The 20,930-nt window shown below is 35.5% G+C and carries 18 protein-coding genes and 1 tRNA gene; 12 read left to right on the top strand and 7 right to left on the bottom strand.

Annotation, left to right across the window (positions count from 1 at the left end; translation table 11 throughout):
- Positions 1-82: 82 nt before the first annotated feature.
- The 4 genes from lpdA to ACFOUY_RS20465 all read left to right on the top strand — a co-directional run bounded on the left by lpdA (position 83) and on the right by ACFOUY_RS20465 (position 5,430).
- Positions 83-1,489: a dihydrolipoyl dehydrogenase gene (gene lpdA / locus ACFOUY_RS20480; protein WP_378963149.1), complete on the top strand. Its 1,407-nt coding sequence runs from the start codon at positions 83-85 to the stop codon at positions 1,487-1,489.
- A gap of 132 nt (positions 1,490-1,621) precedes the next feature.
- Positions 1,622-2,422 carry a type I methionyl aminopeptidase gene (gene map / locus ACFOUY_RS20475; RefSeq protein ID WP_378963148.1) on the top strand — a complete coding sequence of 267 codons (801 nt, stop codon included), beginning with the start codon at positions 1,622-1,624 and terminating at the stop codon, positions 2,420-2,422.
- Between the two features lie 138 nt (positions 2,423-2,560).
- Positions 2,561-4,081 (top strand): choice-of-anchor I family protein, encoded by a 1,521-nt coding sequence (locus tag ACFOUY_RS20470; protein WP_378963147.1) that lies wholly within the window; start codon positions 2,561-2,563, stop codon positions 4,079-4,081.
- A 146-nt stretch (positions 4,082-4,227) separates the two neighbouring features.
- Positions 4,228-5,430: an MFS transporter gene (locus ACFOUY_RS20465; protein ID WP_378963146.1), complete on the top strand. Its 1,203-nt coding sequence runs from the start codon at positions 4,228-4,230 to the stop codon at positions 5,428-5,430.
- 4 nt (positions 5,431-5,434) lie between these two features.
- Here ACFOUY_RS20465 and ACFOUY_RS20460 read toward each other — a convergent pair whose 3' ends face one another.
- From ACFOUY_RS20460 to ACFOUY_RS20440, 5 genes are all read right to left on the bottom strand, one after another.
- Positions 5,435-6,238 (bottom strand): hypothetical protein, encoded by an 804-nt coding sequence (locus ACFOUY_RS20460; protein WP_378963145.1) that lies wholly within the window; start codon positions 6,236-6,238, stop codon positions 5,435-5,437.
- Positions 6,239-6,504: 266 nt separating this feature from the next.
- Positions 6,505-9,699 carry an efflux RND transporter permease subunit gene (locus ACFOUY_RS20455; RefSeq protein ID WP_378963144.1) on the bottom strand — a complete coding sequence of 1,065 codons (3,195 nt, stop codon included), beginning with the start codon at positions 9,697-9,699 and terminating at the stop codon, positions 6,505-6,507.
- A gap of 88 nt (positions 9,700-9,787) precedes the next feature.
- Positions 9,788-10,855, bottom strand: coding sequence for an efflux RND transporter periplasmic adaptor subunit (locus ACFOUY_RS20450; RefSeq protein ID WP_378963143.1), 1,068 nt, complete (start codon positions 10,853-10,855; stop codon positions 9,788-9,790).
- A gap of 2 nt (positions 10,856-10,857) precedes the next feature.
- On the bottom strand, positions 10,858-12,198 hold the full coding sequence (locus tag ACFOUY_RS20445) for a TolC family protein (protein WP_378963142.1): 1,341 nt from the start codon (positions 12,196-12,198) through the stop codon (positions 10,858-10,860).
- A 107-nt stretch (positions 12,199-12,305) separates the two neighbouring features.
- Positions 12,306-12,914 (bottom strand): TetR/AcrR family transcriptional regulator, encoded by a 609-nt coding sequence (locus tag ACFOUY_RS20440; protein WP_378963141.1) that lies wholly within the window; start codon positions 12,912-12,914, stop codon positions 12,306-12,308.
- 164 nt (positions 12,915-13,078) lie between these two features.
- Between ACFOUY_RS20440 and ACFOUY_RS20435 the strand changes: the two genes are divergently transcribed.
- From ACFOUY_RS20435 to ACFOUY_RS20420, 4 genes are all read left to right on the top strand, one after another.
- On the top strand, positions 13,079-13,516 hold the full coding sequence (locus ACFOUY_RS20435; protein WP_378963140.1) for a sterol desaturase family protein: 438 nt from the start codon (positions 13,079-13,081) through the stop codon (positions 13,514-13,516).
- A 30-nt stretch (positions 13,517-13,546) separates the two neighbouring features.
- Positions 13,547-13,993: a hypothetical protein gene (locus tag ACFOUY_RS20430; RefSeq protein WP_378963139.1), complete on the top strand. Its 447-nt coding sequence runs from the start codon at positions 13,547-13,549 to the stop codon at positions 13,991-13,993.
- Between the two features lie 74 nt (positions 13,994-14,067).
- Positions 14,068-15,084, top strand: coding sequence for a UDP-N-acetylmuramate dehydrogenase (murB, locus tag ACFOUY_RS20425; protein WP_378963138.1), 1,017 nt, complete (start codon positions 14,068-14,070; stop codon positions 15,082-15,084).
- Positions 15,085-15,215: 131 nt separating this feature from the next.
- On the top strand, positions 15,216-15,746 hold the full coding sequence (locus ACFOUY_RS20420; protein WP_378963137.1) for an RNA polymerase sigma factor: 531 nt from the start codon (positions 15,216-15,218) through the stop codon (positions 15,744-15,746).
- Between the two features lie 470 nt (positions 15,747-16,216).
- Here the strand turns inward: ACFOUY_RS20420 and ACFOUY_RS20415 are convergent, their stop codons facing one another.
- The gene (locus ACFOUY_RS20415) at positions 16,217-17,698 is read right to left on the bottom strand and encodes a phytoene desaturase family protein (protein ID WP_378963136.1); all 1,482 of its coding nucleotides are present in this window, start codon (positions 17,696-17,698) and stop codon (positions 16,217-16,219) included.
- A 222-nt stretch (positions 17,699-17,920) separates the two neighbouring features.
- On the opposite strand from ACFOUY_RS20415, the gene ACFOUY_RS20410 reads away from it, so the two are divergent.
- The 3 genes from ACFOUY_RS20410 to ACFOUY_RS20400 all read left to right on the top strand — a co-directional run bounded on the left by ACFOUY_RS20410 (position 17,921) and on the right by ACFOUY_RS20400 (position 19,669).
- Positions 17,921-18,451 (top strand): hypothetical protein, encoded by a 531-nt coding sequence (locus tag ACFOUY_RS20410; RefSeq protein ID WP_378963135.1) that lies wholly within the window; start codon positions 17,921-17,923, stop codon positions 18,449-18,451.
- Complete coding sequence (locus ACFOUY_RS20405; RefSeq protein WP_378963134.1) at positions 18,452-19,147, top strand: lycopene cyclase domain-containing protein; 696 nt, start codon at positions 18,452-18,454, stop codon at positions 19,145-19,147.
- Between the two features lie 285 nt (positions 19,148-19,432).
- Entirely contained in the window at positions 19,433-19,669 is a 237-nt protein-coding gene (locus tag ACFOUY_RS20400; RefSeq protein WP_378963133.1) for a cytochrome b5 domain-containing protein, read from the top strand.
- 41 nt (positions 19,670-19,710) lie between these two features.
- Here ACFOUY_RS20400 and ACFOUY_RS20395 read toward each other — a convergent pair whose 3' ends face one another.
- The gene (locus tag ACFOUY_RS20395; protein WP_378963132.1) at positions 19,711-20,631 is read right to left on the bottom strand and encodes a PfkB family carbohydrate kinase; all 921 of its coding nucleotides are present in this window, start codon (positions 20,629-20,631) and stop codon (positions 19,711-19,713) included.
- Positions 20,632-20,776: 145 nt separating this feature from the next.
- Between ACFOUY_RS20395 and ACFOUY_RS20390 the strand changes: the two genes are divergently transcribed.
- Positions 20,777-20,850 (top strand) — tRNA-Asn (locus ACFOUY_RS20390).
- Positions 20,851-20,930 lie beyond the last annotated feature (80 nt).

Raw genomic sequence — 20,930 nt, 5'->3', positions numbered from 1 at the left:
TCTGTGCAGTCTTTAAGCTTTTTAGCTTTCAGCTTTCATCCTTTTTTCCCTACATTTGGCTAATCAAAATTCTAAAGAAATTATGCAATACGATGTCGTTGTTATCGGTTCAGGACCGGGCGGTTATGTGGGTGCAATACGTTGTGCTCAGTTAGGTTTAAAAACTGCTGTTATCGAAAAATATAAAACTTTTGGCGGTACTTGCTTAAATGTAGGCTGTATTCCATCAAAAGCATTGTTAGATTCTTCAGAGCACTATCACAACGCTGCTCACACATTTGCTACTCACGGTATCGATTTAAAAAATCTTAAGGTGAATATGCCACAAATGATCGCTCGCAAAGACGACGTTGTTGCTCAAAATACAGCCGGCATTACTTATTTATTCAAAAAAAATAAAATCGATTCATATGAAGGAGTTGGTTCATTCGTAGATAAAAACACAATTTTAGTTACTAAAGCTGATGGTTCTACCGAAACTTTAACGGCTAAAAATGTAATCATTGCTACAGGTTCTAAACCCACAGCTTTACCATTTTTACCTATTGATAAAAAACGGATCATCACTTCAACTGAGGCTTTAAATATCAAAGAAGTGCCTAAAACTATGGTTGTGATTGGTGGTGGCGTTATCGGTTTAGAGTTAGGTTCGGTTTATGCTCGTTTAGGCACAAAAGTGTCTGTTGTAGAATTTCTACCTTCTATAATTGCAACAATGGATGCCGGTTTAGGTAAAGAACTTCAACGCGTTTTGAAGAAAAATTTGGGTATGGAGTTTTACATGGGTCACAAAGTTACTGGCGCTACCACAAAAGGTAAAACGGTAACGGTAACAGCCGAAACCCCAAAAGGAGAAACCATTTCTTTAGAAGCTGATTATTGCATCGTTGCAGTTGGTCGTACGGCTTACACTGAAGGCTTAGGTTTAGATAAAATAGGAATCACCGTTGAAGAAAGAGGAAAGAAAGTTCCTGTAAACGAGCATTTAGAAACTTCGGTTAAAGGCGTTTATGCAATTGGGGATGTAATTACTGGTGCAATGTTGGCTCACAAAGCAGAAGACGAAGGAACTTATGTTGCGGAAACTATTGCTGGTCAAAAACCACACATCAACTATAACTTAATTCCTGGAGTTGTTTATACTTGGCCTGAAGTTGCATCTGTTGGCTTAACAGAAGAGCAATTAAAAGAAAAGGGAACAAAATATAAAGCAGGATCATTCCCTTTCAAGGCAAGTGGACGTGCAAAAGCGAGTATGGATACAGATGGTTTCATTAAAGTTTTGGCCGATGCTACAACAGATGAAGTTTTAGGTGTACACATGATTGGCCCACGTGCTGCCGACATGATTGCTGAAGCAGTTATTGCTATGGAGTTCCGTGCATCTGCAGAAGATATTGCCCGTACCTGCCATGCTCACCCAACTTATACAGAAGCGTTAAAAGAAGCGGCTTTAGCTGCAACTGATAACAGAGCAATACATATTTAATAAATTATTTGGCTGTGCTTGTACAGAACATATAAATAAAAAACCCGTTTCAAATTAAATTTTGAAACGGGTTTTTAGCTTTTTCGGGTTTTCGTTGCTTCGTAGTCTTCATATTGGTAACTTTGCGGCAGCATGATTATATACAAAACAGATGAACAGGTAGAACTGATGCAAATCAGTGCACTTCTTGTAAGCCAAACATTATCAGAAATTGCAGGCGTACTTAAGGCAGGAATGAAAACGGAGGAAATTGATAAACTTGCCAAAGAATTTATTCACGATAATGGAGCAATCTCATCTTTTTACAATTACAACGGATTTCCTTCTCAGCTAATTACTTCTGTAAACGATGTGGTTGTTCACGGGCTTCCCGGTAAAGAAGAATTAAAGGATGGCGATATTATATCCGTTGATGTTGGTGTAATTAAAAATAAATATCATGGAGACCACGCTTATACTTTTATTATTGGTGATGCTAAACCTGAAATTATTAAACTGGTAAAAACAACTAAAGAATCTCTATTTGTAGGGATTAAAGAAGCTGTGGTTGGAAAACGTTTGGGCGATATTGGTTTTGCTATTCAACAACACAATGAAAAACAAGGTTACGGTGTGGTTAGAGATTTTGTTGGGCATGGTTTAGGGCAGAGTATGCATGAAGATCCGCAAGTACCTAATTATGGTAGAAAAGGAACCGGAATGTTATTGAAAGAAAACCTGGTAATGGCAATCGAACCGATGATAAACATGGGCACAAAAGATGTGTTTATGGAGCGGGACGGATGGACAGTTAGAACCGCAGACGGGAAACCATCGGTACATTTCGAGCATGATGTTTGCGTAAAAAAAGGAACTGCACTTATACTGTCTGATTATTCGATAATAGAAGCTGCAGAAAAGAAGAACAATAACCTCAATACTTCTTATTATTAGTAAGTGTTTGTTTTTCGAGAGATAAATTAACATCAGTTTTACGGTATTTGAATAATTTGTTAATGAAATGATAACACAACCCATCTGTAAATTATAGGTTGTAATTTTATTTTTGCGGTTCAGATAAGCAAACAAACCATGAACTGTAAAAAACTTTTCGTTGCCTTGTTAATGGCAGCGATGGCAATAACTGCCTGTAAAAAAACTTCAGAACCTGTAGAAGAAATAGAGCCAATTGTAGCTGAGGATATCGCAAGCTTTAAAGAAACTGCATCAATTGACTTAGGCGGCGAAACTGCAGCAGAAATTTCTGCTTACGATCCATCAACCAAAAAACTTTTCGTAGTAAGCAATGACGGCGGTGCAAAGGTTGAAGTGCTGGATTTATCTAATTATCCAACGGTAACTAAATCAAGAACACTTACCTACCCAAATAATGCAGGCATAAATAGTGTTGCTGTTAGTAATGGTTTATTAGCAATTGCATTAGATGGCGCAGATAAACAAGGGAGTGGCGATGTGGTGGTTTTAAAAACATCCGATTTATCGGAGGTTAAAAAGATTACAGTTGGCGCAATGCCAGATATGGTTACTTTTAGTCCGGATGGAAATTATATTCTTTCGGCTAACGAAGGGGAGCCAAATGATGCTTACACTGTTGACCCAAATGGAACGATTTCGGTTATCAATGTGAAAAATAATTATGCCGTTAAAACCTTAGATTTTTCTTCATTCGAATCGCAAAAAGCGGCTTTGGTTGCTGGTGGTTTTAGAATCTACGGACCAAAAGCAAGTTTTGCGCAAGATATCGAACCAGAATATATTGCTGTAAGCTCTGACTCTAAAAAGGCTTATGTAACCCTACAAGAAAATAATGCTATAGCAGAAATTGATATTGTAGCTGGAACAATCACCAAAATTAATCCATTAGGTACTAGAGACATTAGCCTTACTGAAAATGCTTTTGATGTTAGTGATTTAGATGCTAAAATAGCTTTAGGAACTTGGCCAATAAAGGCTTTTTATCTTCCTGATGCGATTTCTTATTTCTCGACAGAAGGAAATAACTATTTAGCTTTAGCAAATGAAGGTGACACAAGAGCCTGGAAAGGTTATGATGAAGAGGTTAGGGTGAAAAGTTTAAAGCTTGATCCAACCAAATTCCCAACAGCTGCCACATTACAGCTTGATGGAAATTTAGGTAGATTAACTGTTACTAAAGCTTTTGGCGATACAGATGGCGATGGTGATTACGATGAATTATATGCTACTGGTGGAAGAAGCATGAGTATTATTAACGCTAACACTGGTGCTTTGGTTGCTAACGTTGGTAAAGATTTAGAACAACGTGTTATTGATGCGGGTAAATACGATGATACCCGTTCTGACAATAAAGGAGTAGAAGTGGAGGGTGTAACGGTTGCGCAAGTTAATGGCAAAACTTTAGCTTTTATAGGCATGGAGCGCGTAGATTTGATTGCAATTTACGATGTTACAATACCAACGGCACCAAAATTTGTTCAACTATTTGCCACAGGCGACGCACCTGAAGGTGTGTTGTTTGTAAGACCAAAAGATAGCCCGAATGGAAGAAGCTTACTAATTGTAGCAAGTGAAGGTGATGGGCTTGTTAAATTTTTTCAACCCAACAAGATATAGTCGCAAATAAACATTTACCATAAAAGCCCGCCAAAAGCGGGCTTTTATGGTAAAATAATATACATAAATATTAAATAAGTCTTTATATTTCGGATAGATTTCAGGAACTTTACAAAATAATACCCGTTCATTATTAATATTTTATTTTGGAAGACGTTAAGGCAAATCAGGAAGTAATCGATCAAACAGCAAATGAACCTGTATTAGCATTAAGCAGCCCAAATAGAATCCGCTTAGCTGTTTCTTTGTTTTATTTCGGACAAGGAATTGCGTTTGCTTCCTGGGCAAGTCGCATTCCTGATATTAAGCACAGTTTAAACTTATCAGATGGTAAACTAGGCAGTATTTTATTGGCTTTACCGCTTGGACAGTTAATTACAATGCCTATATCTGGTCGGTTGGTTACTAAATATGGAAGCAAGCTAATTTTAACAATCACAGCTCCCTTATATGTTTTGGCGCTAAGCAATTTAGGATTAGCTACAGCACCTTGGCACTTAGCTGCCTTTCTATTTTTATTTGGTGTGGTTGGCAACATGTGCAATATCGCCGTTAATACACAAGGTTCTGAGGCAGAAAAACTTTTCGGCCGACCAATTATGACTTCCTTTCACGGTGCATGGAGTATTGCTGGTTTTACGGGTGCATTGGTTGGCCTGCTTATGGTTAACCTACACATTATACCTTATTACCATTTCTGGATTATTGCTTTTCTTATTTGGGGCAATGTACTTTTAAATTATAAACATCTGGTTCCAGGAAAAGGGGCGAAAAGTGAAAGAAAACCAAAACTATTTACCATGCCCGAAGGTGCCCTTTTACAACTGGGTATTATAGGTTTTTGTAGTATGGCAACAGAAGGCGCCATGTTCGATTGGAGTGGTGTTTACTTTAAGGAAATTGTAAAGGCACCAACTTCTTTAGTCATTTTAGGTTATGCATCTTTCATGGTTATGATGGCAACAGGTCGTTTTGTTGGCGATAAAATCATTGAAAAGCTTGGACGCAAAAAAACCATTCAAATTAGTGGCTTAATTATATCATCAGGTATGTTTTTATCTGTTTTTCTGCCGTACATTATTCCCGCAACAATTGGATTTATGTTGGTTGGTATTGGCGTTTCCAGTATTGTGCCTACAGTATATAGTGTCGCCGGGAAAAACGGAAAAGTTGCTCCTGGTATTGCTATTGCAATGGTTTCGAGTGTTAGTTATTTGGGGTTTTTAATGGGGCCACCACTAATAGGATATATCTCTGCTTTATCTAGTTTGCAATATTCTTACGCTGTAATAGGTGTTTTTGGTTTACTAGTTAGTTTACTGGTTGGTAAAATTAGAGCGATAGACTAGGAGGCTATTCTTTCTTAATCATTCCGTGTTCCTTTAAGGCAGCAACTGCAATTTCAATAAGTCTTAAGTTTTCTTCAATATGCCCATGTTGAACTTCCACATTGATATAAGGAATGTCATTCAGCATTGCGTAAACAGATAAAGAGCCGTCATTTTCTGCAAATTTAGATTGAAGCATTACGTTTACATTTGCTTTTTTAAAGCTGTTGAAAAGCCTTACATCAGTTACATAAAGCATATCATCTCCATCCATTTCAAAATTAATGTAAACCGAATCTGCGGCGCTTGCCAAATCATATCCAGCTAGGTAAGAAGATATGCCAAAACCTCCATCTGCATTGTTATGTAAGGTTAAAATATAGCCTGTAGATTTCGGATTGTAAAAATCGATAATCTTCTTGCCTGCATCATTAAGTGCTTTTTCTACCTCGTTAGAACTGAATTCGTCCTTCTTTAAACGGGTATTTATTCCTCTTTCCGTATAAATTGCATTTGGGTCGATGCGGTAAACATCATCCATATAACTGAAATTATAATCGCGAACGCCACCGTATTGGCAATCTATTAATTCACCACCGCTCCAGCGGATATAGTCGAAACCCGCCTTTACGCCTGTATCTTCATTATCGTGCACGACCAAAAATTTTATACCATTAGGCTTGTAACTGTATTTAACCAAATTAATATTTAAATCGTATAGATTGATGAATGAAGAATCTATTTTCATTGCATCGAATACTGGCGGATGTTGGGCCTTTGCAAAAAGAGCGAAACTAACGAAAAGTGCGCTAACGAATATTTTAAGCATACTACTAATATACAATGTTGTACAATATTTTGTTTGGCTAGAAGTATTTTGCACATCAATTTGTTGATAAACGGGATGGAAGCGATGTACTTTTTTGATGCTGAACCTTAAATTTCTGATGATGTTAACAAAAAAGATTTAGTAAACAGGCTGACTAAATTAGGCGATCAAAAAGTGATTTTCCTTATCTGATTATTTCTTTTAAATAAAAAGAGCTGCCCTTTGGGAGGCAGCTCTGAAATGATTGTTAATCTGTATAATAAATTTTAATGTTCTAGATCTGCATCGTATTCCAAAACGTCCTTGTGGTCGTACGGTTCTTCCAGCATTTCATCAATTGTTTTTACTTTTTTGTTGAAGCCAAATTTATCTAACATTCTATCGAAAACTAGGTAAACTACGGGTACAACAATTAAGGTTAAGAATAGCGAACTGGTTAAACCACCAACAATAACCCAGGCCAAACCATTTTTCCACTCGGCACCTGCACCACTTGCTAAAGCAATAGGTAGCATACCAAATATCATGGCGATGGTTGTCATTAAAATTGGACGTAAACGAGCATGGTTAGCTAAAATTAACGCATCAATAGTTGATTTTCCTTCAGCTTTCATGTGGTTGGTAAAATCGACCAAAATAATCGCATTCTTTGCCACCAAACCCATAAGCATAATAAAACCTAAAATGGTAAATATACCCAGGGAGTTGTTAGTTAAGGCCAATGCTAATAAAGCTCCGATTAAAGCCAATGGTAGAGAGAACATTACCACCAATGGATAAATAAAGCTATCATATAAAGCTACCATGATAAAGTAAACTAAAATAATAGAGGCCAATAAAGCGATACCTAAAGTACCAAAACCTTCAGATTGATTTTCCTCATCTCCAGCCCATGTATAGCTTACGCCAACTGGTGCCTTTAGTTTACCATTATTTTGTAACTCTATTAATTTTGCTTTAAAATCGGCAACAATTGTACCTGTTGGGCGACCGATTGATTGTGCCTGAACAGATACTGATGTAGATTTATTTAAACGCTCTAACTGACTTGGGCCTGAACCTTCGGTAATATTTGCGAATTGAGATAACTTAATTTGCGCACCTTTATCGTTTACAAAAATCAGGTTACGTACATCATCAATATCTTTTCTGTTAAAATCCTGATACTGGATATTGATGTCATATTCATATTCGCCTTTTCTGTATTTACCATCAGTATTACCGGCAAAAGCAGTTTGCATTGTAGAGCCTACGGTTGCCAGTGTTAAACCAACAGCCGACATTTTATCTCTATCTACCTGAACATTAATTTCAGGTGTTCCTTTTTCTACAGAAAGTTTAATCTCGGTTGCTCCAGGAATTGTTGCTAATAAACTTTTAGCACCTTCTGCGTATTTCAACGCACTATCTAAGTTAGATCCCATTACCACTAAACTGATAGGTGCATTTTCAGCAATACCTAAAATACTAATTGGCACCGTTTTAACTTTTGCTCCAACCAATATTTTAGCTAATGCACGACTCATTTTCGTAGCGAATACATCGGATGACATACCTTCACGTTTATCACGCTCTACTAACTTTACGTTAATCTCTGATTTGTATGCTGTTGCCTGAGTTCCACCAAAGTCACCACTGGCTTGACCAACAGTTGTAATTAACTGAATAATCTCTGGTTGTTTATCTAAGAAAGCTTCTGCTTTTTGTGTGTAGAAATTTGTTTGTTCTAAGGGTGCGTCTTTTGGTAATTCGATTTGTACTAAGAACTCGCCCTTATCTGATTTCGGGAAAAACTCCGACCCGATAAAACCTGCTCCAAGTAATCCACAAGAACCCAAGAACAGTACAAAAACCATAATCAAGGTTAGTGCTTTGTGGCGTAAAGACCAGTTTAAAATGTTCGTAATCCATATAGTGAATTTTTTAAGCTGTTTTTCGAACCATAAAATGAAACGGCCAAACATATTTTTACCCTCAATATGCTCTAACTTTCCATATCTGGAGAAAAGTAAAGGAACAATGGTAAATGATGCGACCAATGAAAGCAAAGTTGCAATAATTACAACCACACAGAACTGGCGTAAAATGTTAGATACTAAACCAGAACTTACTGCAATAGGGAAGAATACCACTACAATTACCATGGTAATTGATACAACGGTAAAACCAATTTCTCTTGTTGCATCAGAGGCTGCTCTAACCTTGTTTTTACCCATCTCCATATGTCGCTGGATATTTTCCAGTACCACAATCGCATCATCCACCAGGATACCAACCACGAGTGATAGACCTAATAAAGACATTAAGTTTAAGGTATAGCCAAACAAACTAATGCCAATAAAGGTCGCAATTAACGATGCCGGAATAGACACCATTACAATTAACGCATTACGTAAACTGTGCAGGAAGAAAAGCATTACGAAGGCTACCAACACAACTGCAAGAATTAAATCGTGTATTACCGCATCTGCTGATTCCAACGTGAAAATCGAGCTATCGTTAACAATTTTAATATCCAGCTTTTGTGCGCCGTATTCTGTTTTAAGTTTTGCAATAATGGCGTGTACGCCTTCACTCACTTTTACCGCATTCGCATCACTTTGTTTAATAATTTGAATTGCAATAGATGATTGGCGGTTAATACGAGCCAATTTCACCGTTTCTTTTTTCGAATCCTGAACATCAGCTACATCGCCTAAACGAATTTGAGCACCATCTTTCGATGTAGTAATTACTAAGTTTCTTAATTCATCAATACTTCTATATTTACCAGATAAACGAATTAAAACATCCTGATTCTGAGTTTTAACACTTCCGGTAGGGAAATCTAAGTTTGAACTTAAAATCAACTGCTGAACCTGAGGAACAGAAAGGTTGTAACCTTGTAATTTAGCCGCATCTAAAGCAACCTGAATTTCACGCTCCGAACCACCTACAAGGTTTACCTGAGCAATACCACTTACCCTCGAAATTACCGGAGCAATTCTTTGGTCAATTAAGTCGTAAAAAGTTACATCATCCATGTTTGCCGAAGCTGTCATGGTAATTACCGGTAAATCATCTAATGAGAATTTACTTAACGATGGTGTTTTTACATCCTCTGGTAAATCAGAAAGGATGGCATTTACTTTACGCTGCGCATCGTTCAATGAAATATCGATGTTTGCCGCGTCTGTTAGAGTAATGGTTACAACGGATAAACTTTCGTAAGAAACCGCATTTAGTTTCTTGATGTTTTCCATTGAGGAAACGGCATCCTCGATTTTTTTGGTTACCGTATTTTCAACCTCTGCTGGTGATGCACCAGGGTAAATGGTTGATATAGATACTACGTTGTTTGAGAATTTTGGAAGTAATTCATAACCCAACGAAAAGTAACTTAACAGCCCAAGTAAAGTAAGTGCGGTAAACACTACAATTACCAGCGAGGGCCTTTTTATAGATATGTCTGTTATCTTCATTTTATTTTTTTATGTTGATATGTCATTATCCTTTGACAACTTGTCCCGATTTCTTGGGAAGCTCAGGATGACAAAATTGTAAATTAACTTATTTAACAATGCTTACAGCAGTGCCTTCAGCTAAGTTAATTTGTCCACTAGTGATTACTGTTTCACCTTCATTCAATCCACTAAGCACTTCAACGTTATCTCCTAAAATTCTTCCAGAAACAACTTTTCTAATTTTAGAAGTATTGTTCGATTTATCGTAAACAAAAACTTGGTTACTACTTACACTACCCGCAAAAGAAGTACGTGGAATAAGAATACTTGGTGCTTGTTTAGGGAAATTAAATACAGCAGTTCCGTACATACCCGCTCTTAAGCTATTTTTTGTATTGTTTGTTACTTCAATTTCGATTGGGAAGTTTAAAGTTGCATCAGCTTTAGCAGCAATGAAAGTTACTTTGCCAGAGAATTTATCATCTGGAAAAACAGATGATTTGATATCTATATTATCCCCAATTTTTAAACTTGCCACCTGCGATTCGTTAACGTTAACTTTTAACTTTAATTTAGAAACATCAACAATTTCGAATAGCTGTGTTCCTTGTGCAGTTACGAAAGCACCAACTTCAATGTAACGTTTGTTTATAATACCGTTAATTGGAGATTTGATGTTTGCATCACTCAATTTACGTTGAGATGCTTGTAAACGCAATTTTGCATTTCTAGTAGCCAATTTAGCTTGGTCTAATTGTTGTTGCGTTACGCCACCAGTTTCGTAAGAACTTTGGTATCTAGCTTCATCTCTTTTAGCATTATCGTAAGATGCCTGAGCAGTTTCTCTATCAGTATTGATGATTTCAGCATCTATACGAGCTAAAACCTGTCCTTTGCTCACGCGTGCGCCCTCGTCAACATAAATCGCCGAAACACGACCAGCATTTTCTGATAAAAAGTTTAATTCCTGCTTTGGAACAAAGTTTCCATTGGCAACAAAATCCAAGTCAACAACTTTTTTCTCTACAGTAGCAACACGAACGGCAACAGCGCCACCGCCTTCGGCAATGAATGCAGTTTTTGCTTCATTCTTCTTTTTATTGTTGCTTAAAACATAAGCTATTGCACCTAGGGCAACAACAACTACGATGATTATGGTAATTACTCTTTTCATTTCTATTTTACTAGCGATTTAATATTTCCGTTTGATTTTATTAATTGTATTTCGGCAACTTTATAATTCAATAGCGCCTGCGTATAACTGTTTTGCGCCTCTGTTAAAGCATTCTCCGTATCGATTAAATCGGTTAAAGAGGCCAAACCGTTATTGTAGTTGTTTTGTGTGCTTTTATAAATTTCTTGAGCTAAATTTGCATTTTTACGTTGCGAATTAATCGTGTTTAGGTTATTACGCAATTGGATTTTAGCATTTTCGTAAGCCAGGTTTAAAGAGTTTGTAGATTCTTTTCTGTCTTCCTGTGCTTTTCTGATGCTTACATCAGCCTGACGAACTTTGGAACGTGTTAAAAATCCGTTAAAAATTGGCACTTTTAAAGTTAAACCAATTGCTGATGAGCCAAAACCAATAGCCGTAGCATTGGTGTTTAAAAAGTCGAAACCATTACTTTGACTCGAATACGTGTAGTTTCCTGATAATGATAATGTAGGATAGTATTCTGCTACGTAAGCCTTGCGTTGAAGCGATAAAAGTTTATCTTGATTATCTAAAAGTTTAACCTCAGTTCTATTTGCCAAGTCGATAGAATCGGTAAGAACAGGTAATTGCGTAACTTCTGTAAGTTCGGTTGCTGGCAAGCTAATTTGGGTTGATACTGGCATTCCCATTGAGAATTTCAATTGATTCTCTAATTGGATTATTCCGTTAATAACCTGCTCACGTTGTGTATTCAAATTAGTTAGGTTTACGTTAATCCTGTCAACATCAATCTTTCTTGCCAAGCCATTTTTGTATTGGTTGCCAACTATTTTTTCTACAACCTTAACATTTTTAATGTTCGTGTCGATTACATTTAATTGCTGTCTGTTAACCAAAACTTGGTAATAATTATTTGCAACTAATTCTATAATCTGTTCTTCGGTTAGCTGAGAAGTTAGGTTATAGTATTCTTCGCTCGATTTTGCAGCTTGTAAGCCTGTAAAAACCTGCTGATTGAATATTTGCTGAGACAATTGAACACCTGCGCTCGAATTCCATTTCTGACCGAACTTTAGGGTTTGTAATTGTCCACCGAAATCAACTACCTGTTGGCCAATTATTGGATTATAAGTTAAACCAGCTGTACCAGAAACTGTTGGTAAAGCCTGGGCTCTAACTTCTTCAACCTTATATCTTCCTCCTTCAATATCCAGTTTTGCTTTACGCAATTTGGTATTGTTTTGGAGCGCAAAGGTTAGCGCATCTTTTAGGGTTAGCTGTTGTTGTGCAGCAACCAATTGAGGTAAAGCCAAGCCGATAATCAGGACGAGCATTAATTTTACCATTTTTACTCTAAGCATAATGTATTGTTTTTTGTTTTTGGGTTCTTGTTTATTACTAGTATTAAGTAGAGTGTGCTAATTATTAAAATATTACACCTACTTTTTAAGATTTTGACCTTTATCTTTTATTCGCACTTTAAACCTTTAGTAAAGATTGATGAAAGGTCTTTTTGCTTCTGCGTCATTTTATTTAGTGCTTTTTTATCAGGGAAGATGTCTTTTCCTGTTTCCATTACACACATGGTTGTGAGTCCCATTAAACTTTCCAGGTATAATTCAGAAACATGTTTCATATCTTCATGATCAATTTCGCCTTTTTCTTTTGCTCTGGTAAAAAGCGCTGCGAAAAAGTCTTTTTCTAAATTTTTTAATGAGTTAAGCTTACTTTTAATAACATCGTCGTTTAAAAGGTCTGGAATTCCTTCAGCAATTCTTAACATGTAATATTTCTGAAAAAAGGTATTTCTAATATCAATAGAATTGAATAAAGTGATTTCTAAGGGTAAATCTGGGTTAATTTTTTTAGTTAAAGTTTCATAAAAGTCGGTAAACACTCGCTCAATAACACCAAGTATTAAATGCTTTTTATCTGGAAAATAATAATAAAGAGATGGTTTTGATACGGAAAGATCTTCTGCAATATCATTCATCGTGGTTTTGTTAATACCAAAATGGGTAAATCGCTTAATGGCACCATCAATAATTAGTTCTCGCTTTTTATCGGCTACAATCATTTTACTTTTCTACTTTCTGACTTTTTTAATATTTTAGTCAAAAATAGTGCTAAATTTCCATTTGTTAATCATTCGATTAAAAAAGGAATATAAGCTTACATTTTTGTGACAATAAAAGTCGTTATCATTGGTTTATATATCTTTACAAATCCGATTTAATAAATATGTTGATATTAATAGATGTTTTTATTGTAGTAATTACTGTCGTTTTAATGGAATGCTTTTCCTGGTTTATACATAAATATTTGTTTCATGGGCCGCTTTGGTTTATGCATAAAAGTCATCACGAAAGGTCAAAATCATTTTTTGAGTGGAATGATTTATTTGCGATTCTTTTCGCGGTTATAGCTCTTTATTTAATGTTTATTGATAGAGAAAATCGTAGCGTTAAGTTTTCAGTTGGCTTAGGGATTACCTTGTATGGTTTAATTTATTTTATTGTACACGATTGGTTCGTGCATCGAAGATTTAAAACTTTCAAAAGCAACAATACATACTTAAAGGCAGTAAGAAAAGCACATAAAATTCATCATAAAAATAGAAGCAAATCGAATGGTAAAGCCTTTGGGTTATTATTTGTGCGTAAAAAACTGGTTAGTTAGCATCATTCTGTCTTAAATATTAAACTACTTATGAATAGCAAAAATCTTTTAGTCCTTTTCTCAATTTTACTTGTATTAATTTCTTGTGCAAAAAAAACCGATAAAGATAGGGCAGAACAACTTGTGGAATCCAAATTTGCAAACGAGAATCAAAAACTTGATTTCGAAAATTCGAAATTAGATTCTCTGTATAATATTTCACCAGAAGCTTACGCTGATAGCGTAGAAAAAGGAAATGAGTTGGATTCTGTTCTAGCCGTTTTAGAAAGTGAGATTGAGCATTTAAGTCAAAAAGAATCTGATAGCGTTGGTTTGGTGAGTGCTGCTTTAACTAAACGTAGATATAGTTTATTGGATTTGGCTAAAACGAAACCGAAATTTATTGGTTGGAAATTATCGGGAGTAAAAGTAGAAGGAGTGGCAACAGAAGCGCTGAGTTTTAATTTCGATAAAGCGATTACCAAAATTACGCCTTAGCATTCCAAATCGTTTAATTATCGGTTAATAAACCTGGAATTTTATTTTACTTTTGTTGCTATATCAATACCAACATGCTTCAAATACAAGAAAATATTTCGCTTAAACCTTACAACACTTTTGGCATAAATGCTAAAGCAGCATTTTTTGTAGAAATATTTAGTGAAGCCGATTTAAAAGCGTTATTTCAAAATGAGTTAACAAAAACTGAAAAGCTTTTAATTGTTGGAGGCGGAAGCAATGTGCTTTTTACGCAGGATTACGATGGGTTGGTTATTAAAATCAGTATCAAAGGCCTAGCTTTTAAAGTAAATGATAAAGATATAACAGTTACTGCTGGTGCTGGCGTAGTTTGGAACGATTTTGTAAATTATTGTGTCGAACACAGGTTTGCAGGTGTAGAAAATTTAAGCCTCATTCCTGGTACAGTTGGTGCATCGCCTATTCAAAATATAGGCGCTTACGGTGTAGAATTGAAAGATGTTTTTGAAAGTTGTACCGCATTTGAAATTAAAACAGGAGAGATTAAAACCTTTAATTACGCTGATTGTCATTTCGGTTATCGAGAAAGTATTTTTAAAGGCCTTTTAAAAGGACAGTTTATTATCACTTCTGTAACTTTCAACTTAAAAACCGAGGCTGCTGTTAATACTTCTTACGGCGCTATAGAGACAGAACTGCAGAAAAGAGGTATAGAAAATCCTGGTATTGCCGATGTTTCAGCTGCGGTGTCGCATATTCGAGTTAGCAAGCTTCCTGATCCATCAACAATTGGGAATGCAGGTAGCTTCTTTAAAAATCCGGTTATCGAAAAATATGAGTTTGCAAATGTTGTAGCAAAACACCCCGATGTTGTGCATTATCCTACGCCCGATGATAAAATAAAACTTGCCGCAGGTTGGTTAATCGAGCAGTGTGGCTGGAAAGGTAAAGTAGAAGGCCAAACCGGAACCTGGAAAAACCAAGCCTTAGTTTTAGTAAACCATGGAAATGCAACTGGTAAAGAAATATATAATTTTTCTGCTCAGATTATAGACAGCGTTAAGTCTACTTTTGGAGTCACTTTAGAACGAGAAGTAAATATTCTGTGACGAAGTCTTGCTTCTAGCTAGATTAATGGTTTTGGCACCGTGCCAAAAATTTTGGTATTAAGTTTGTTTATGTTTAGTGGAATTGAGAACAATTCATTTGTTTTTTTAATCATACCCTAAAGCTAAACATCATGACAAAATTCGAATTCAACCATCTTGTTAATCACCATTCGGTATCTCTTAGATCTTATGCCTTAAATTTTACAAAAGATGCTGAAGACGCTAACGATTTAGTTCAGGATACCATGCTTAAAGCAATAACTTATTACAATAAGTTTAAAGAAGGTACAAACTTAAAAGGTTGGTTATTTACGATAATGAAAAATACTTTCATTAATAACTATCGTCGCTTGGTTAAAACAAACACATTAATTACACAGAGTGAAGATATTTCTTCTGCAAATCTTTCTTATAGTGCTTCAAGAAATCAAGCCGAAAGTAAATTTGTATTAGGCGATATAGATAAAGCATTGGCGCAATTACCAGAAGAATATTATGTTCCATTTATACGCTATTTCGAAGGATTTAAATATCACGAAATTGCAGATATGTTAAATATTCCAATTGGAACAGTAAAAACACGTATTCACGTAGCAAGAGGTATCCTTAAGAAATACCTTAAAACATATTCAAAAGACATAGCTATTGCAGAAATGGCTTAATAACACATCAATTGAAAAATGAAGGCTTCGATATTAATCGGAGCCTTTTATTTTTTCTGTAATTTTTAAAGCGCAATTTCTGTGGTTATCGGTTCTTGCAGTCCCGCTATCATTTCAAGTCCGTTTTTGAAGAAATATCAAAATCCGGGCTTTCCATTTTATCGGGGCCAATTAACTTATAGTAATGCTTAAAACTTAGTTTTTGTATAAAGTGCTACCATAAAAATTTGAAGTATAAAGGTTAGAAACGAAATTGGTAAAAAGCAAAAGGCCTGGAAAAAATTCCGGGCCCTTTTTGCTTATCATATATTTGGTTAGTTGATTCTTATGTTTTATTTCAAAAATCTGCCTTCTCTCTAATTTCGAAACAAATGCAAACCTCGATTAATTATGTGTTTTAATCATGTTTTGCAGTGTTTTTGTTTTGTGGTTATAAAGATAAGGGAAATTTTAAATTTGTCAAGCTTTTTTTAACTTTTTTTTAACTTTTTTTTTATTTCTTTTGCAACCACCTGTCCAGAGATGATTGCAGGCGGTACTCCGGGTCCTGGAACAGTTAATTGACCAGCAAAAAAAATATTTTTTACTTTACTTTTCATCTTAGGTTTTAAAAAAGCGGTCTGTTTCAAAGTGTTAGCTAATCCATAAGCATTTCCTTTAAAGGCGTGATAATCTTCAATAAAGTCATTCATTGCATAGCTTCTTTTGAATAAAATTGCATCGCTAATATCGTTCCCGGTTAAATCTTTAAAGCGGCTTACCAATAAATTAAAGTATTCTTCTCTTTTGGTTTCGCTGTCTTTCAGTCCGGGTGCAATCGGAATCAAAAAGAAAAGATTCTCACAGCCATCAGGTGCAACGCTTTTATCGGTAACAGATGGGCAGCAAGCATAAAATAATGGTTTTGATGGCCACTTAGCTTCTGTATATATCTCTTCTGCGTGTGCATCAAAGTTTTCATCAAAAAATAAATTGTGGTGCAAAATGTTTTTCAGCTTTTTATTTAATCCGATATAGAACAAAAGACAAGATGGCGCCATTGTCCTATTCTCCCAATAGTCCTCGCTATATTTTCTAAAAGGTTTATCTAATAACTTTTGCTCAATATGGTGGTAATCTGCATTGCCAACAATAAAGTCGGTTTTAAAATTTCCATTATCTGTTACAATTTCCTCTGCAATAAAGTTTTTTACTTCAATTTTTTGCACCTCAGTATTAAAAAGGAACTTTACGCCTTGCTCTTCAGCAATACTTTTCATTGCCGAAACAATTTTATGCATGCCACCAATTGGATACCATGTGCCTAAAACCAAGTCAGCATAGTTCATTAAACTATACAGTGCTGGTGTATTTTGTGGTGTAGCACCTAAAAACAAAACCGGAAACTCTAAAAGTTTTCTAAGTTTAGCATTCTTAAAAAGGGTATGAACATGCTTTCGCATGTTACCAAGCAGCTGTAATTTAATTCCGCTAACCGCCAATCGAGGGTCGAAGTATTCCATTACACTGTGCGAAGGCTTAAAAACATATTCATTCATGCCAACATCATATTTGTATTTAGCTTGCTTTAGAAAAGAATCCAGATTTTTTGTGCTACCTGGCTCAAGTTCTTCAAATAGGTTGTATAGAGCTTTTAGTGTTGCCGGAACATCTAAAACATCATTTTTGCCAAAATATATTCTGTATGAAGGCTCCAGTCTTTTAAGTTCATAAAAATCAGATGTTGTTTTGCCAAAAAGTTTATAGTAGTTTTCAAAAACATCAGGCATCCAATACCAGCTCGGACCCATATCGAAAATAAAACCATCTTTTTCCCAGGTTCTGGCTCTTCCGCCTGCCATTTCATTCTTTTCCAGAACGGTAACGTCGAAACCATCTTTAGCTAATAATGCCGCCGCAGCTAAGCCGGCGAAACCTGCACCAATTACTGTAACATCAGCTTTTTTATTCATTTTGTAAATAAAGCAATTTTTAGGGATTTTGTTTTGATTTTTATGATGCTATAGATTTGGCGTCAGTTGGTTTGAAGCGCAGCAAAATGTAGATAGAATTAATCAAAATATCGGTGAAAAAAGATGTTGATTTTCTACCTGTTAGTATTTTGCCGACAGAAATTGACCAGAAGTATTGTAATGACAACACTATAATTATGTTTTGTTAACTTTACCGAACAAATGAAATTCAAAATTCTAACACTTTTTCTGTTACTTACAACAAGTATAGCCCTAAAGGCGCAGCTCTCTGTGCAAGAAATTGCAATACTTAAAACCAATTTGGTTAAAGCTGTAGAAAGCTCAAAATTAACCGATTCCCTTTATAATAAGTTGGTTAAGTTGCCAAGTAAAACCGCCTTAATAACAGCCTATACCGGAACTTTGGAGGCCTTAAAAGCCAAGCATTCCTGGAATCCATATAATAAAATTAAGTATGTAAAGATTTCATTGAAAACTATGCAAAAGGCAATTAATATGGATAAGGAAAATATGGAGATTCGTTTTATGCGTTTCTCCATTGAACATTATACGCCTTCTTTTTTAGGATTTAGCAAAGATTTAACGGTAGATAGAAAGGAAATTGTTAAACACTATCGAAGCAATAATTTTGGACTTGCCGATGAAACACTCATAAAAAACGTTGCCAAATTTATGATAGACAGTGACCGTTGTACAGAAGATGAAATTAAAATTTTTAAGAAACACATTTAAATGAACTATATTTATTTACTCATTAATATTGGCGTAATCTTCTTCCCACTGGTTTTATCATTCGATAAAAAGGTGCATTTCTTTAGCAAATGGAAGTTTGTTTTTCCTGCAATTTTAATTACTGGCTTAGTTTTTTTAATTTGGGATTTACTTTTTGTAAAGCTAAATGTATGGTCTTTTAATCCCAATTATATAGTAGGAATAAGCTTTTTCGGTTTGCCATTAGAAGAAATTTTGTTTTTTTTAACTGTTCCTTATGCCTGTATTTTTATTTACGAATGTTTAAACGCGTATTTTCCTGCAAATAATTTGCAGAAATACAGTTTAGCATTAAGTAATACTTTGCTGGGCTTATGCATTGCTGTTTTGTTTTTTGGCTACAGTCGCTGGTATACGGTTATTAATTTTGGTTTCTTGTTTATCACTTTATATGTTGTAGAATATCGCAATCATAAATTTAGGTTTATGTACAAGTTTTATAGAGCTTATGTAATTTCATTAATTCCGTTTTACATTGTTAATGGATTTTTAACTGCAATTCCTGTGGTGATTTATAACAGCAAAGAAATTCTAAATTTTAGAGTTGGTACAATTCCTTTCGAAGATCATTTCTATTTAATGAGCCTTTTGTTAATGAATGTTTATTTATACGAATATTTTAAAAACAAAGCGCATCAAAAGGAGATAGATAATTGATATTTGAAAATGAGTGGACAGTAGTTTTTGTAGGCTTGTGTCCCGCCATTCGCTTTAGCCCTCATAGAAAAAAATCGGGGCTGCCGCTATTGTCGGGTTTAGAAACAAAGTATTTGCTAGCTGCAAACGGTAAAAATGAGTTGCTGTTTTGCAAATTAGCCCCGGTTGAAGCGTTACCCTGCAGCAACGAGGTACGAGAAAGCGAAGCGTAAAAGAAAAAAACGGGTAGAAATTTATTGTTTTGCAGAGCAATTGCGCTTCAAAAAAAGTTTTAATAAAAATTAAATGGATTTACCTGTTTATACCAAACAACAACTTGCTTTAAGAAACGGACAGGATAAACCACATATTTGGGTGGCTTATAATGGTTTTATTTATGATATGACCGAGAGCCGCTTATGGAGAAATGGTAAACACTACGAGCATTGGGCAGGGCAAGATTTAACGGATGAATTGCAAGATGCACCACATACTGAAGCTGTTTTTGAAAAGTTTCAGGCAATTGGAAAGTTAAAAGTATAAAGTTGAATGCTTTTTAACTTTACACTTTTAACTTTACACCATTATAATTCTATAGTAAAGGCGCTTAAGTTTACAAACTCCTGGATCCTGCCAGCAACTTCTTCATCAGTTAAGTTTAAAAGCTTTTCAGTTCCGAATTTTTCTACACAGAATGAAGCCAATGCTGAACCGTAAATAATTGCATTTTTCATGTTATTGAAGTTGATTGTACCAACTTTAGCTAAATAACCAATAAAGCCACCCGCAAAAGTATCGCCAGCGCCAGTTGGATCAAAAACTTCGGCTAGAGGCAAAGCAGGAGCAGAGAAAATCTGGTCTTCGTGGAACAATAAAGCGCCATGCTCACCTTTTTTAATGATTAGATATTTAGGGCCCATTGTTAAAATTTTCTTGGCTGCTTTAACTAAAGAATATTCTCCAGATAATTGGCGGGCTTCAGCATCATTAATGGTTAAAACATCTACCATTTTAATGGTTTCTAATAAATCGTCCATCATAATATCCATCCAAAAGTTCATGGTATCCATTACGATTAACTTAGGGCGGTTTTTAAGGCGTTTAATAACAGTTTGCTGTACTTGTGGAGTAAGATTGCCTAACATTAAGTATTCGCAGTCCTGATAGCTTTCTGGTATAATCGGATCGAAGTTTTCCAGTACATTTAATTCGGTGATTAAAGTATCGCGGCTGTTCATGTCGTTATGGTATTTTCCCGACCAGAAAAATGATTTTTCGCCTGCTTTAATTTGTAATCCTTCGGTGTCAATTCCGTGTTCAGTAAAAGTGTCGATGTCCGATTTGTGGAAATCATCGCCAACAACAGCAACGATTTTTGACTTGTTATAGAAATAAGAAGCCGCTAAACTGGCGTAAGTTGCCGCACCACCTACAATTTTATCCGTTTTTCCGAATGGAGTTTCAATAGCATCAAAAGCTACAGTACCTATGATTATCAGGCTCATATATTTTATTTTGAATTTTTTTAAAATTTTTTCACTGCAAATATTGCATAAATAATTTAAAAGCCCTAATATTGCATTCCCAAAACGAACAAGGGTACATGTGCCGCAAAGCACAAACAACCGCGTTTTAGGAAACGACCAGTACTCCTTCTTAGCTCAGCTGGTTAGAGCATCTGACTGTTAATCAGAGGGTCGCTGGTTCGAGCCCAGCAGAGGGAGCAAAAATCCTCACAGCAATGTGGGGATTTTTTATGACAACATTGCCAAATGATTTTGGTAAATTTATTGAATAAAACCAG

Source organism: Pedobacter jamesrossensis (assembly GCF_042650905.1).
In the GTDB taxonomy this organism is placed as follows: Bacteria; Bacteroidota; Bacteroidia; order Sphingobacteriales; family Sphingobacteriaceae; genus Pedobacter; species Pedobacter jamesrossensis.
The sequence above is the reverse complement of the archived record's forward strand: the minus strand, read 5'-3'. Positions and strand labels throughout refer to the sequence as shown.

Coding starts and splice junctions, on each gene's coding strand:
- ACFOUY_RS20400 (WP_378963133.1), top strand. CDS start 19,433: ATGGATTTACCTGTTTATACCAAACAACAACTTGCTTTAAGAAACGGA.
- ACFOUY_RS20415 (WP_378963136.1), bottom strand. CDS start 17,698: ATGAATAAAAAAGCTGATGTTACAGTAATTGGTGCAGGTTTCGCCGGC.
- ACFOUY_RS20405 (WP_378963134.1), top strand. CDS start 18,452: ATGAACTATATTTATTTACTCATTAATATTGGCGTAATCTTCTTCCCA.
- ACFOUY_RS20395 (WP_378963132.1), bottom strand. CDS start 20,631: ATGAGCCTGATAATCATAGGTACTGTAGCTTTTGATGCTATTGAAACT.
- ACFOUY_RS20420 (WP_378963137.1), top strand. CDS start 15,216: ATGACAAAATTCGAATTCAACCATCTTGTTAATCACCATTCGGTATCT.
- lpdA (WP_378963149.1), top strand. CDS start 83: ATGCAATACGATGTCGTTGTTATCGGTTCAGGACCGGGCGGTTATGTG.
- ACFOUY_RS20430 (WP_378963139.1), top strand. CDS start 13,547: ATGAATAGCAAAAATCTTTTAGTCCTTTTCTCAATTTTACTTGTATTA.
- map (WP_378963148.1), top strand. CDS start 1,622: ATGATTATATACAAAACAGATGAACAGGTAGAACTGATGCAAATCAGT.
- ACFOUY_RS20410 (WP_378963135.1), top strand. CDS start 17,921: ATGAAATTCAAAATTCTAACACTTTTTCTGTTACTTACAACAAGTATA.
- murB (WP_378963138.1), top strand. CDS start 14,068: ATGCTTCAAATACAAGAAAATATTTCGCTTAAACCTTACAACACTTTT.
- ACFOUY_RS20450 (WP_378963143.1), bottom strand. CDS start 10,855: ATGAAAAGAGTAATTACCATAATCATCGTAGTTGTTGTTGCCCTAGGT.
- ACFOUY_RS20440 (WP_378963141.1), bottom strand. CDS start 12,914: ATGATTGTAGCCGATAAAAAGCGAGAACTAATTATTGATGGTGCCATT.
- ACFOUY_RS20455 (WP_378963144.1), bottom strand. CDS start 9,699: ATGAAGATAACAGACATATCTATAAAAAGGCCCTCGCTGGTAATTGTA.
- ACFOUY_RS20435 (WP_378963140.1), top strand. CDS start 13,079: ATGTTGATATTAATAGATGTTTTTATTGTAGTAATTACTGTCGTTTTA.
- ACFOUY_RS20470 (WP_378963147.1), top strand. CDS start 2,561: ATGAACTGTAAAAAACTTTTCGTTGCCTTGTTAATGGCAGCGATGGCA.
- ACFOUY_RS20445 (WP_378963142.1), bottom strand. CDS start 12,198: ATGCTTAGAGTAAAAATGGTAAAATTAATGCTCGTCCTGATTATCGGC.
- ACFOUY_RS20460 (WP_378963145.1), bottom strand. CDS start 6,238: ATGCTTAAAATATTCGTTAGCGCACTTTTCGTTAGTTTCGCTCTTTTT.